The following is a 14,056-nucleotide window of genomic DNA, read 5'->3' on the forward strand; positions in this document are numbered from 1 at the left end:
CATAAAAACAGAGCCCCTTTTGGGCTCTGTTTATTTCATGCCGTATTTACGACGGAATCTATCTACTCTACCACCGGAATCTACAAGTTTCTGTTTCCCAGTATAGAAAGGATGACATTTCGAGCAGATTTCTACTTTTAAACCTTGTTGTGTTGATTTTGTAGGAATCTCCGCACCGCACGCACAAACTATAGTTGTTTTTTTATATTCTGGATGAATAGCTGCTTTCACTCTTTTCACCTCTTTTCAACATGATGTTCTAGACAATACTTGAATTGTATCAAATTTAAAAGAGGTAGTCAAGAAAAATCTAAGTATCTTACGGTAGGAAGTTTTTAGGATCTACTGTTCTGTCGGCGCTATTTTCGTCGATTCTAACCTCAAAGTGTAAGTGGGGCCCTGTGGCCATACCTGTAGCTCCAACTGTAGCAATAACCTCCCCTTTCTCAACCCACTGTCCTTCTTCTACTTTTAGCTTATGAGCATGCGCATATAATGTAAAACTTTCGCCATGTTTTAGAATAACCGTATTACCATAGCTACTACGATAACCACTATACACAACTTCACCTGACGCAGCAGCAAGTATCGGCGTTCCTCTTTTAGCCCCAATATCAATACCTCTATGAAAACTTTTGACATTTCGTATTGGATGCATCCGGTAGCCATAAGAAGAGGTAATCGCCCCTGTTACTGGCCAAGTTAGCGTTGCTCTTTCACCACCTCTGCTAGCTAGCTGAGTATAGGAAGGAGTTACATCTGGTAAAATTAATTTAGTTCCCACTTCTAATTTTTCAGATTCTAAAATATTGACTTTAACAATTGAATCTTTATCAATATTATAGCTTTCAGCTATCTCTTCCAATTCAACGCAGTCATCAACAGTGTAAATAAAACCATCTACTGTTGGAAAAATCAACTTTTGACCTGGCTTAATTAAATGCTTATTTTCTATTTTGTTGTTGTGTAAAATAGTAGCAGGTTTTATTCCGTTTTCCCTTGCAATGGAGCTTATTGAATCGCCGCTTTTAACCTGATATTCTATTATTTCTTCTTTTTCTTCCTTTTCTTCTAGGTGTTTTTCTAATCTTTTATTAATGTTTTCTTTTTTCTCTTCCCAAGTTTCCCTATCTGGATTAAGAAAATCCATGGAGCCCAGGCCTGTTGCTTCTGTAATCCCTAAACTAAATACTAAAATTGATACAAGAAGCATAGCACTGAGTTTTCCCATTTTTAATCACCTCAATTTAAATATTGTGGAAACCTTGGTTATTATATCCTTTATATTCTATAATATTCATTCTCCAATTTAGACAGCCACTCCCAGATTAAATAATATAAAGGCCGCCATAACATAACCTATAATTATTGCCCAACTATCAAGTCCCAAAGTTAAGACACTTTTTTTACTCCTATATATTAGCCCAATAATAGCTATGCTAGTTAATGATATGCCAAAAAGAGCAGCAATGGCGTTATCAGTAGAAACATTAGCTAACACCGGCTCTCCAAAATAGAACAAGTCAGCAAAAAATATTATTACGACATTCATTATATTCGCTCCTAAAATATTGCCTATCGCCATATCAAATGCACCTAATCTTGCAGCAGCGAAAGTAGCTACCAGTTCAGGTAATGAGGTGGTTATAGCAATCAGAAAGGAACCTACAAAAGAGCCTCCTAAGCCAGTTGCTGTAGCAATTTCATCTCCAGACAATGCTAAAAAGCGCCCAGAAACAACTATAAAAATACCTGCTACAATAAAGATAAAAATAGACTTTTTTAAGCTTTCCTTTTTATACTTATGCTCTTCCTCGACTTCATCTAATTTACTTTCAGAGTCCTTTTTATCATATCTGATTAGCAGCCTAAGTCCTATTAAGTAAATAACAACTATGATTATAGTATCAAGACCTACACCAAAAATGCCTATGTCTAGCTGAACCAAAATAAAGATGGCAGCTAAAGATGACAGCAACATACCAATTCCTGCTGTAAGGATATGTCCTAGCTTTACATGTAGCAGCACAGGACCTCCTCCCTGAGCTATATCTACCACGGCAATTATTAATATATTAAACATATTACTACCAAAAACATTTCCTAATGCAATATCAGGATTATCTATTAGGGCTGATTGTATACTGGTGACTATTTCAGGTAGCGATGTAACTATAGGTAGCAATAATGCTCCCACTAAAGCCCCTGACAATCCAGTTTTAAAGGCAATTATATCTGCATTTTTAGAGAGTTGCATGCCTGCTACTATTATTACAGCAGCGCTTATAGCAAAAGTTATCCACATCAATTCTAATCCCACCTTTACGGTTATTGTTTCCTAACGGATAGTATATCATCTTCCCGTTAAAAAACACTTTAAAAAAAGCTGTCGGCTTCTACCGGCAGCATTTTTTATTATTCCAACTTTTTAACAAACCTATAAATAAAGTTTTTTATTTTTTGTAACCTACAAGTTTTTGAAAAACTTCTGGCTTTTTATCTAATCTATGGTTTGCATCCACAGTTCTAACTGTTCCAGTTTGAGACCGCATAACCACAGACTGAGTTTGGGCTATTTCTTTAGTAAATCTTACTCCCCGCAGCATCCCACCATCAGTGATACCCGTTGCCGCAAAGATGACATCATCACCTTTAGCCAAATCATCCATGGTAAGAATTGGCTCTCCTTTATGAGCATCCCAGTTAATTTCTTCTTTACTTTTAAACTTAGATGGATCGATTGGTAACAATCTCCCCTCCATTTTACCTCCTAAACACTTTAAAGCGGCAGCAGCTAAAACACCTTCAGGAGCTCCTCCAATACCCATAGCTATGTCCACACTAGAGTTTGGTTGAGCTGCTGCTACAGCTGCAGCTACATCACCATCAGTGATTAACTTCACTCTAGCCCCTGCCTCTCTTACCTCTTGAATAAGATTTTTATGCCTAGGCCTATCCAAAATCACTGCAACTAAATCGGAAACATCCTTTTGCATAGCATCAGCTAGTCGGTTTAAGTTTTCTGTAGCTGATAATTCTATGCTTATAACATCCCTACCTATTGGTCCCGTAGCTATTTTGTTCATATAGTAGGCTTCGGGGGCATGTAGCAAGCAACCTTCTGGTGCAATAGCTAGAACAGCTAAAGCATTGGGTAACCCTTTAGCTACAAGATTCGTTCCTTCCACTGGGTCAACAGCCACATCCAGTTTAGGCCCATTACCTGCGCCTAACTTTTCACCTATATACAACATAGGGGCCTCATCTTTTTCCCCTTCTCCAATCATTACCTTGCCTTCCATCTGAACAGTATCAAACATTGCTCTCATAGCAGAAACAGCCGCTTGATCAGCTTCGTTTTTGTTGCCTCGTCCCATAAGCCTAGCAGATGCCAGGGCCGCTGCTTCTGTAACTCTAACAAACTCTAGGGCCAATTCCCGTTCCATTTTAAACACTCCTTATTTTCGCTCTTTAATATAATATTATTATATCATAGAGTAGAGTATTTAGTATATCTTTTTCCACTTGTAATGGTTAATAGTATGTCTTAATTCTGCTGGAATTGCTCCCAATCTTTCATAAAAGCTTTAATTCCTTTGTCAGTTAAAGGATGGTTAAACATCTTTTGAAAAACTTCGTAAGGAATGGTGGCTATATGACTTCCCACTTTCATAGCATCTAAAACATGTTGTGGATGTCTTATGCTAGCTGCAATTACCTCTGTATCAAACATATAGTTGTCAAAAATCTCCACCATCTCACCTATTATATCCATGCCATTATGACCGATATCATCTAATCTGCCTGCAAATGGACTTACATAAGTAGCTCCTGCTTTAGCAGCCAACACTCCCTGATTTATTGAAAATACTAACGTAACATTTGTTTTGATATTTTCTTTGCTTAATATTTTTACTGCTTTAAGACCATCTTCAGTCATAGGGATTTTAACAACAACATTTGGCGCTAGTTTAGTTAATTGTCTTGCTTCTTTAAGCATACCTTCCCAATCCAGCGAAATTACCTCTGCACTAATAGGTCCATCAATAATTTCCGATATTTCTTTTATAACCTGATGAAAGTCTCTGCCTTCTTTAGCTATTAAACTGGGATTAGTAGTAACTCCATCCACTATGCCTATTTCATTTGCCTTTTTTATTTGTTGGATATCGGCAGTATCGATAAAAAATTGCACAATTTAGCCTCCTTATCACTTTAAACGATGTATAGCCTTTATATATCTAACTGTTCCCGTTTTAGCTCTCATAACAAGTGAATGAGTACTTGCAGTATTACCTTTAAACCTAACACCTTCTAAAAAGTCTCCACCTGTTATTCCTGTAGCCGCAAAGAAAATATCATCACCTTTTGCAAGTTCGTCAATAGTTAGTTTTTTATCTATTTCATTGATTCCCATATCAGCAGCACGCTTTACTTCATCTCTGTCTCTAGGTTTTAGTCTAGCTTGAAAATCACCACCGATGCATTTTAAGGCTGCAGCTGCTATGACCCCTTCAGGAGCCCCACCTATACCGGTCATTAAGTCTACTGTATTATCCTCTGTTGCTGTAGCTATGGCCATCGCAACATCTCCATCTGGGAAAATTTTAATTCTACATCCTAAGCTTCTGATTTTAGCTATCTTTTCTTTGTGACGGGGTTTGTCTAAAATAGCGATTGTCATATCCTGAATGTTTTTACCTATAGCTTGAGATGTCCTTCTTATGTTTTCTTCAATTGAAAGATTTAAATCAATTACTCCTTTAGCTTTAGGTCCTACAGCTATTTTATCCATATACATATCCGGTGCATGCAAAAAAGAACCTTTTGAAGCAGCAGCCAAAACAGCAATTCCATTTGGCTGCCCTTTTGAAACAATTGTGGTTCCTTCTACAGGATCTACAGCTATATCTACTTGCGGATCCTTACCCCCTCCAACTTTTTCACCTATATATAACATTGGAGCGTCATCTATTTCCCCTTCACCAATTACAACTGTGCCACTGATGTCAACATTATCGAAAGCATTTCTCATAGCTACTACTGCAGCGTTATCTGTCCCTTCTTTGTCACCTCTGCCCATAAAAGGAGCAGAGGCTAGCGCTGCAGCCTCTGTTGTTCTTACAAACTCTAAAGCTAATTCTCTATCCATAGTTTGCTTTATCTCCTTTTTTTATTATGCTTTATTTGAGCACCCAAACAATCTCATTTTTTGTTTTACTATTTCCTTCATTTCTTCCTTAGCTGGACCTAAAATTTTTCTTGGATCAAATTCTTCTGGTTTATTATTAGTTACATCTTGCACTCCGCGAGTAAAAGCTTGACGTATATCAGTATCAATGTTTATTTTTGTAATTCCTAATTCTATAGCTTTTCTAATGCTATCTTCTCCAACACCAGAAGCACCGTGTAATACTAATGGTGTAGATACAAGGGATCTAATTGTTTTTAACCTATCAAAATCTAGCTTTGGTTGTCCTTTATAAGGGCCATGAGCTGTCCCAATCGCTATCGCTAAAGCATCTACATTAGTTTTTTCCACAAAATACTTTGCTTCTTCAGGGTTTGTCATCATTGCATCTTCTTCAGATACGGTAATATCATCCTCTGTACCGCCGATTTTGCCAAGCTCCGCTTCTACAGACAGTCCAGCAGCTTGAGCCACTTCTATAACCTTAGCAGTTTTTTGGATGTTGTCCTCAAGTGGATGTTTTGAACCGTCAAACATCACAGAAGAAAAACCAGCCCTTACACATTTAACAATTTGCTCAAAAGAAGTGCCATGATCCAAGTGTAGTGCCACAGGAACGGTGGCATTCTTTGCAGCAACCTCCACCATAGCCACTATATACTCCAAACCGGCATACTTTAGCCCACCTTGACTTGCTTGCAATATAACAGGAGAACGCTCCTCCTCAGCAGCTTCAATTATTGCCTGTATTATTTCCATATTATTTGTGTTAAAAGCACCTACTGCATAATTTCTTTCCTGCGCATCTTTTAATAGCTCTCTTAATGTTACTAATGACATTAACTTTCCCTCCTAGTTTATCTTTAATTTATTTTATCCTTTTATGCAAGGACTTAAACCAACAAATCCTATCTAAAAAATCACATGAATATATATATTTCTAGAATTATTCCCAAAACCCTTCTATTTTTTATTAAACAGATGTTTTTCTACTACTTCTAAAACATATTCTATATCAAAAGGTTTGAAAATATGAGAGTTAGAACCTAACTCTTTTGCTTCAGTGGTAAGTCTATCTTCACCATATGCGGTCATAAAAATAACATCTACTTTTATTTCTTTCTCTTTTAGAACTTTTAATGTAGATAAACCATCTAGGTTAGGCATTTTCATATCCAAAAGCATTAAGTCTACCGTATGCTTATGCAACTTTTCTATGGCCTGCAAGCCATCTGAGGCTTCTAATACAGTTATTCCTCTAGATTCAAATACTTCTTTTAACAGCCTTCTAATTCCATATTGATCATCTGTTATAAGTATTGTTTTTTTATCCACGCTAATCCCCCCTCAGTTTTGATTATTCTACAACTAGAATAAAATTCCTTCTTCTCCTAAGTTTTTACTGCTTATAAATAAAAGGTGATGGATTAAACCCATCACCTTTGCATTATATCTGTAAACTGTTCTATTAAAATTTCAGCAAGTTCTTCATAAGTATAGCCTAGTTTTTTTATTAACTTTTTATGGTTATATTTTGTTCCATTGTGCCATAAATTCTGTAAAAATTTTCCCGATTCTTTATTGTTAAACCAGTCATCTCCAAAATTATCACAAAGATACCTTTTTAAACAATTTTCCAGTACCCATGCTTTTAAGTACTCTGGGGTGTTAAACCCTAAGTCTAAATCTAATAGGTAGTTATTTTTACTTACTTCTACCTTAACTGCGTCACTCATAATGTTTTGATATAATTCTTCTAGTTTTTTATCATTGCACTCTTGAGAAAATAGCTGAGCCTCATATATGAGTTTCCCACAATACCTCCTAAGCACATACAACTTGTAGGACCATGCAAATTTTAAATAACTATTTTTTTCATCTTCGAAATTTAAAAACTTGTCAATCCATTTTTCATTTAAAGTTAAAAATTGAAATAATAGTCCATAACTCTCCCTAATAGATTTTTCTCCTATTCTTCTAAATTCCATTGGCAGTTCTTTATCTACGTGAGCAAGAAATTGACTTTGCCCCGCCTCATGTAGTGAGTTTTGGAAATCATCAATCCCACCTTTAGGGTTGAGAACCAGGTAAATCTCCTCAGGAACTCTAATAGGACAACAAAAAGGGTTGGGAGATTTTTGCTCATTTTTCTCAAAGTCAACTTTAAGATTATCTTGCTGGTTAATATTGATTCCTAAGGAAAAAAATGTATCTTCAATGCAAGGAACCAACTCTAATTCTGGGAAAAAAGAATCAAAGCTGTTTGACTTAAATATATAAGCTATATCTGACTTCCTTATAGGATGTTTGCCATTCCCTATGTACTTTTTCAAAAAATCTAAAGATTGACAGTACACTTCTTCTGTTTTGTCCAAAAATTTAGAAGCTGCTTTCACTAGTTCTTCGATATCAACCTGCTCGACATCTTCAATTAAATTTAAGTAGTTTTCATACCCTAGCTCATTAGCACATTCTTTTAGCTTTTGCATCCTTTTTCTCCGCAGATAGTTAAACTGGGCCTGTTTCTGGGTAACAAGCTCATCTAATTGCAATCTCTTTTCTCTGTCTTTTTCAACAGATAGAAGCATTTGTCCAAACCTTAGCGATGTAGCCTTTCCTTGATATAACATATTAGCAGTTAACTCTGTATCATAAATTTCTTTAGTTATAGAGTGAAGATTTTTACCCAAGTAACCTTTAATTAAAAAGGATAACAAGTAAACATCCTCTATGCAGTCTTTTCTTCTTTGGTTCTGCACCGTCTTTACCGTTTCTAAAGTAAATAATTCCTTATACTCTTCGTATAAGTCTTGAAAGTCTCCTCTTCTTTTTTTGCCAGTTCCACCATAGTAATAGTCTTTTCCTAGCTTTGTAAGAAATTCTTCTCCTGTTTTTTTAATCTCTTCTAAACCCAATTGGGTCACCCCCATTTGTAGGAGAACATTTTGTATCTTTTAAATAATTATTCTATTAACTTCTTAATATTCCTGCAAACAGAGCTTATTTTTATAAGCTATTTTTCTTTGACACAGGCACCTACAAAAGCCTTAAATAATGGATGACTCCTGTTAGGCCGGCTTTTAAATTCTGGGTGAAACTGAGCTGCTAAAAACCACTTGTGCTCTGGTAGTTCAACAGTCTCAATCAGTCTTCCATTAGGTGAACATCCACTAAACACAAGACCTTTTTCTTGCATAAGGTTCCTATAGCTATTATTGAACTCATACCTATGCCTATGTCTTTCGTAGACGATTTCTTCTTTGTATGCTTGAGCCGCTTTAGTATTTTCTTTTATTTTACAAGGATATACCCCTAATCGCATGGTTCCTCCCTTTTCTTCGATATCCATCTGCTCGGGCATTAAATCTATGACTGGGTGTATATTTTCCCCAAACTCTGCACTGTTGGCATCTTCAAGACCACATACATTTCTTGCATACTCGATGACAACAGCTTGCATACCCAGACATATACCAAAAAGGGGGATGTTATTTTGTCGGGCATAAGTTATTGTTTTAATTTTTCCTTCTATACCTCTGTCACCAAACCCGCCTGGAATCAGCACCCCTTGAACATCTTCTAGCTGTTTTTGTGCATCATCAACTGAGTTGATATCCTCAGCTTGTACCCATTTAATATCTACCTCATAACCATGATAAATTCCAGCATGACTTAATGCTTCTGCTACACTGAGATAAGCATCAGGTAATTCAACATACTTGCCAACTATAGCTATCTTTACTTTTTTAGACAATCCTTTTATATCCTCTACCATGCTCTTCCATTTGGATAGGTTAGGAATTTGACAGCGTTCTGTCAATTTTAATTTAGTAGTTATAAGATCACCAAAACCTTGCTCCTCTAAAGTAAGGGGTACTTCATATATGGTGTCAACGTCACCATTTTCTATGACCGCTTTTTTATCTATATCACAAAACAAAGCGATTTTATCTTTAATGTCATCATTAAGCTTATTACTAGTCCGGCAGACGATGATATCAGGCTGTATTCCGATAGACCTTAGTTCTTTTGCGCTGTGCTGAGTAGGCTTAGTTTTCAGCTCTCCAGATTTAGGCAGATAAGGTATCAGAGTCACATGAATATAGGCAACACTTTCCCTGCCCACGTCATTTTTCATCTGCCTTATGGCTTCAATAAACGGCAAACTTTCTATATCGCCTACTGTACCGCCTATCTCTGTTATGACAACATCAGCATTTGTTTGGTCACCAGCCCTTTTTATCCTTGATTTGATTTCATTTGTTATGTGAGGTATAACCTGTACAGTTTTCCCTAGATATTTTCCTTGCCTTTCTTTATTTAACACAGACCAATATATTTTACCGGTAGTTACATTATTATTTTTATTTAAGCTTTCATCGATAAATCTTTCATAGTGCCCTAAGTCAAGGTCAGTTTCTCCACCGTCATTAGTAACAAAAACTTCACCATGCTGATAAGGGCTCATTGTTCCTGGGTCTAAGTTGATATATGGATCAAACTTCTGAATAGTTACATTCAATCCTCTAGCTTTTAGCAGTCTTCCTAAAGAAGCTGCGGTAATACCCTTGCCTAGTGATGACACAACCCCACCTGTAACAAAGATATACTTAGTCATAAATTTCCCTCCATTTATATAAATTTTTCTTTTTATGTAAACTCTTTTAAAAATCTATCTGTTTATTTTACCTTCTTTTAGCCAACGGTTCAAGGGTTTTTAATATTTTTAAAATGAACCCTTTTTATTTTTACTCAAATCTCTTAAACTTAAACAATCTTTTAATACCTTCCTATTTTACCTTTAATAATAGAAAAAGACAACCAAAAAAAGATTCTTTCAATTAAAAAGAGCAGGTTTTAAAAACCTGCTCACGCTAAAATTTACTTTAATCCTTTTGTCATTTCTTTAATAACAAACGTAGCTACATCTTGGGGAGTTGTACCTGGTCCAAAACCTGCATCATATCCTAGCTCTAATGCAAGTTCATGGTTGATTCTTGGCCCCCCAGCAACTAACACGACCTTTTCTCTAAGCCCTTCTGCTTCTAAAAGCTCTACTAAATGAGTAAGGTTAGGGATGTGTATATCCTTTTGAGTTACAACCTGAGACACTAGTATGGCATCAGCATTTAATTCCATAGCTTTAGCAACCAACTCCTCATTAGGAACTTGGCTGCCCATATTAATAGCGTCAATTTCTGGGTATCTTTCTAACCCATAATTGCCATCGTACCCTTTCATATTCATTATTGCATCTATACCAACTGTATGAGCATCGGTACCGGTGCATGCAGCTACCACTGTGATTTTTCTTTTTATATTCTCTTTTATATAATCATTTATCTCATAATAGTCCATTGCTTGTTGTTCTACTTTTGCTACTTTAATTTTGGTAGTGTCAACATCATATTTACAGTTTCCATAAACTATGAAGAAAGTAAACTGTGGCCCAAGCCCCTGCATATGAACAACGCTAGGTTGTTCTAAACCCATTTTTTTTGCTAAGGTTATCGCCGCTTCTTTAGCTTCGTCGCTACTGTCTATAGGGAGCGTAAATGATAATTGTACAGCCCCATCATTTAATGTGTCTCCATAGGGTTTTACTTTAGTTAAATCAACTTTCATCGTTTACACCCCTCCCTTTTGTTGCCTTTTTTCAAAGTTTACTTTTTTCATAATATCACTAAAAGGATTATAGTAGTTCTCATTCTTTAAAATAACCCCTTCTAATCCTTTTCCTCCATTTACCGGTCGTTTTACATCAGCAAAGTACCCTCTTTCTAAAGCAGAGAAAAGACCAATATCAGCAATATCTTCTAAAAGAGTTACTGCATTTTTTAACACTTGATTTGCTCTTTTTTGAATTTTACCATCTTTTTTAAAGGTAATTTCCGCTCCTAAGTCTTTAGCATTGTTCATAACATACTCAGCATTTTCTAACGCTAAATACCTATCTTGCATATAAGGAGTGTGTATCGCTTCTGTTAGCATACCCAGTAATTGTATTCCTTGGCCTGTCATTATAGAAGTCAGGTTAAATAACCCATTTTGTAAGTGACCTTTAAATACATTTCCTGTCATATGTTTTGTAGGAGGCATATATTTTAAAGGACTATTGGGGAATATCTGCCTTGACATCTGAGCCTGTGCAATTTCATATAACATTCCATTTTCCATCTTTGGATCCATCTCAAAAGCATGCCCTAACCCCAGCTGTTCCTCTAGTAGTCCTGCATCTAAGCCAAATCTTTCATTTATAAACTGAGAAGCTAAAACAGTATGAGCTTCTTCAAAAGGGTCAGCAGTAGTTAAGTAATTGTCTTCTCCTGTATTGATTACTATATTAGCATACCCGTTAATAATTCTAGAAAAGTTTTGGTCTATCAAGGTTCTTTGCATGTTTATATCTCTAAACAAGATCCCATACAGTGCATCATTTAACATCATATCTAGTCTTTCAACTGCTCCCATCGCTGCCATTTCTGGCATGCATAACCCAGAACAATAATTAACTAAGTGAATGTAACGTCCCACTTCCTCCGATGCTTCATCCAGTGCCTCTCTCATAATTCTAAAGTTTTCTTGGGTTGCATAAGTTCCCCCAAAGCCTTCAGTAGTTGCACCATAGGGGACATAGTCCAAAAGCGATTGCCCTGTAGTTCTAATAACCGCTACAATGTCAGCACCATTTCTGGCTGCAGTTTTTGCTTGAGTAACATCCTCATAAATGTTCCCAGTTGCTACAATTACATATAACTGTGGTGATGGGCCTTCTCCTAATTTGCATATCATATCTCCACGTTTATTCCTAGACTTATCCACTCTTTCTAGTGATTCCCTAGCATAATCATACATTGTATCTTTCAACCTCTGAGGATCTACCGTGGGAGTTTTACTTAAATCAATTTCCCCATCAGCTACTCCTTGGGCAACTTGTTGCGGAGTCATATTATAATGCTCACAGGCATTAACTATCCAATACATTAATCCAGATCCTAAAAGCCCTTTATCCTTTAGGTGGTCAACGATCACATTAACTAATGGAACTTGTTCAGAGTCAATCCCATCAATTCCCAATAACCTTCCCACTGTTCTTTCAACTGCTACAGTTGTTCTTGGCTCTATAAATTCACCAATTTCTTTTGCAATAACCTTTGCCGCTTCCCTGGCTCTATCTACCATCTCTTTATTTATATTTAAGCTTTCGTTAATTATCTGTTTTGGCATGTTTACCCTCCTCTTCGTGACTGTCTAATAGATGTTCTGCGGAGTGAATTATCTCCTTTGGCAATCCTAGCAAAGCAGCTATCTTTAAACCATCTTTAGGCACCCCAGTTTCTTTTAAAGGTTTAAGTCGATAGTCCATTACAGAGTGGATTGTCCGCAAACCATTTTTTTGTTCTAACAAGTACCTCTTCAAGTCTTTCGAAGTTAAATTGTCCAACCCTATGATACGAAGATGATTAAATTCACCCTTTATTATCTCTTCAAAGTGGCTGGTCAACAAAACTGTACTATTTCCTTCATTTAAGTAATTAGCAATAGCTAAAGCCAACGCACCACCTTCATGAGGATTGGTCCCTCGAGCCAGCTCATCTATTAAGTATAAACCTTTACGCTTACGATGGGCTATTACTTTTTTGATACCTGCTATTTCTGCTCCAAAGGTACTTAATCCTTCGTCCAAAGACTGTCCATCTAACTGAGAATAATAGATAAACCTTTTAGGTGAAAAGCTAAACATTTCAGCAGGCACAAGCAGTCCAAACTGAGCCATAGCTACCATTAGACCGACAGTCTTTAAGGTAACTGATTTCCCTCCCATATTAGCTCCGGTTATAACAGTAACCCCTTTTTTTAGTTTTAAGGAAATTGGAGTCATTTTTCTATTTTGTTGCAATAGATGAACCTCTAGAACTGGGTTTTTCCCATTTACCAGTTCTATCTCTTCACCACTTGTCAATTTTGGAGAGGTTCCTCCTACTTTTTTAGCATATATAGCCTTTGTCAAAAGCCAATCCAAATACCCCAACTTGTTACAATTTTCTAAAATAGAGGTGGAAAAGAGGTTAACCTTTTTAGTTAGTTTTTTTCTTACTTTTTGTTCTTCGTCATCTAGTTGATCTTTAGCATTCAATAACTGATTCTGCAATTTTCTAATGGTTTCGTCTGGACGAATACGAAACTCTACTTCTGAATACGACTCTGAGTAATACATCAACTGCTGGTCTTTTTCTAACTTCTCCACCAACTCTATGTCAAACTTATTTATGCTTACTGCGTCCTTATAGTTGAATTTTATCTCATACTTTTCTTCAAGCTGCTTCTTTTTCTGATTAAAGTAGTTATTTAAACTGGCATTAAGCTTTCTTATCTCAGCACGAAGTACTTTTAGATCCGCGCTGTATGAGTCTGATAAATAAAAGCTTGGACCTTCATTATCCAAAGAAAGAATTTTAGTTAGCGAAACTAAAGGTTCTAGCCTTAAATTTTTTGGTCTTTTCCAGTAAAATTTTCTAAAATTTTCTTCTAGTATATCTACAGTTAGCAACCAACTTTTCAATCTAAAAAAATCTTCATCAAGTAAGGTTATCTCCCGTTGGGCTTTGTTAACTATCCCCGTTATGTCTTTCAGTCTATAAAAATTATCAACTAGATAAGAAAACACCTTGCCATCCTTTTTTTGGCCCTCCATTACTTGTTCTACAAGCTTATACTCCCTTTGGAGGTTTTTTTTATTGACTGAAGGGGTTACCTTTTTTTTAAACCTAATACCGTAAGGTGAATATGGCTCCAGTTGAAACCAAACCTGTTCAAAACCAATGCCTTCAAATGCCCTCTCACTGAAAAATTCCATCTTTTCAC

The 14,056-nt window shown here is 36.2% G+C and carries 13 protein-coding genes; all 13 read right to left on the bottom strand.

Annotated elements, in window-relative coordinates:
* Positions 1–30 precede the first annotated feature (30 nt).
* The 13 genes from rpmE to PRVXT_RS14495 all read right to left on the bottom strand — a co-directional run bounded on the left by rpmE (position 31) and on the right by PRVXT_RS14495 (position 14,048).
* Positions 31–231 carry a 50S ribosomal protein L31 gene (rpmE, locus tag PRVXT_RS14435; RefSeq protein WP_350343563.1) on the bottom strand — a complete coding sequence of 67 codons (201 nt, stop codon included), beginning with the start codon at positions 229–231 and terminating at the stop codon, positions 31–33.
* An 88-nt stretch (positions 232–319) separates the two neighbouring features.
* Positions 320–1,231: a M23 family metallopeptidase gene (locus PRVXT_RS14440; protein WP_350343564.1), complete on the bottom strand. Its 912-nt coding sequence runs from the start codon at positions 1,229–1,231 to the stop codon at positions 320–322.
* Positions 1,232–1,309: 78 nt separating this feature from the next.
* On the bottom strand, positions 1,310–2,305 hold the full coding sequence (locus tag PRVXT_RS14445; protein WP_350345175.1) for a sodium:calcium antiporter: 996 nt from the start codon (positions 2,303–2,305) through the stop codon (positions 1,310–1,312).
* 148 nt (positions 2,306–2,453) lie between these two features.
* The gene (glpX, locus tag PRVXT_RS14450; protein ID WP_350343565.1) at positions 2,454–3,446 is read right to left on the bottom strand and encodes a class II fructose-bisphosphatase; all 993 of its coding nucleotides are present in this window, start codon (positions 3,444–3,446) and stop codon (positions 2,454–2,456) included.
* Positions 3,447–3,547: 101 nt separating this feature from the next.
* Complete coding sequence (gene fsa, locus PRVXT_RS14455; protein ID WP_350343566.1) at positions 3,548–4,195, bottom strand: fructose-6-phosphate aldolase; 648 nt, start codon at positions 4,193–4,195, stop codon at positions 3,548–3,550.
* A 15-nt stretch (positions 4,196–4,210) separates the two neighbouring features.
* On the bottom strand, positions 4,211–5,152 hold the full coding sequence (gene glpX / locus PRVXT_RS14460; RefSeq protein ID WP_350343567.1) for a class II fructose-bisphosphatase: 942 nt from the start codon (positions 5,150–5,152) through the stop codon (positions 4,211–4,213).
* Between the two features lie 24 nt (positions 5,153–5,176).
* On the bottom strand, positions 5,177–6,031 hold the full coding sequence (locus PRVXT_RS14465; protein ID WP_350343568.1) for a class II fructose-1,6-bisphosphate aldolase: 855 nt from the start codon (positions 6,029–6,031) through the stop codon (positions 5,177–5,179).
* A 123-nt stretch (positions 6,032–6,154) separates the two neighbouring features.
* A complete protein-coding gene (locus tag PRVXT_RS14470) occupies positions 6,155–6,526 on the bottom strand; it encodes a response regulator (protein WP_350343569.1) in 372 nt (123 codons plus the stop codon).
* A 101-nt stretch (positions 6,527–6,627) separates the two neighbouring features.
* Positions 6,628–8,106: a hypothetical protein gene (locus PRVXT_RS14475; protein ID WP_350343570.1), complete on the bottom strand. Its 1,479-nt coding sequence runs from the start codon at positions 8,104–8,106 to the stop codon at positions 6,628–6,630.
* Between the two features lie 98 nt (positions 8,107–8,204).
* Positions 8,205–9,809, bottom strand: coding sequence for a CTP synthase (locus PRVXT_RS14480; protein WP_350343571.1), 1,605 nt, complete (start codon positions 9,807–9,809; stop codon positions 8,205–8,207).
* 263 nt (positions 9,810–10,072) lie between these two features.
* Complete coding sequence (locus PRVXT_RS14485) at positions 10,073–10,816, bottom strand: OAM dimerization domain-containing protein (protein WP_350343572.1); 744 nt, start codon at positions 10,814–10,816, stop codon at positions 10,073–10,075.
* Positions 10,817–10,819: 3 nt separating this feature from the next.
* The gene (locus PRVXT_RS14490) at positions 10,820–12,418 is read right to left on the bottom strand and encodes a lysine 5,6-aminomutase subunit alpha (RefSeq protein WP_350343573.1); all 1,599 of its coding nucleotides are present in this window, start codon (positions 12,416–12,418) and stop codon (positions 10,820–10,822) included.
* Complete coding sequence (locus tag PRVXT_RS14495; RefSeq protein ID WP_350343574.1) at positions 12,399–14,048, bottom strand: MutS-related protein; 1,650 nt, start codon at positions 14,046–14,048, stop codon at positions 12,399–12,401. The genes PRVXT_RS14490 and PRVXT_RS14495 overlap by 20 nt, the downstream gene beginning before the upstream one ends.
* Between the last annotated feature and the right edge of the window lie 8 nt (positions 14,049–14,056).

Origin of the sequence: Proteinivorax tanatarense (assembly GCF_040267685.1) — a bacterium.
Lineage (GTDB): Bacteria > Bacillota > Proteinivoracia > Proteinivoracales > Proteinivoracaceae > Proteinivorax > Proteinivorax tanatarense.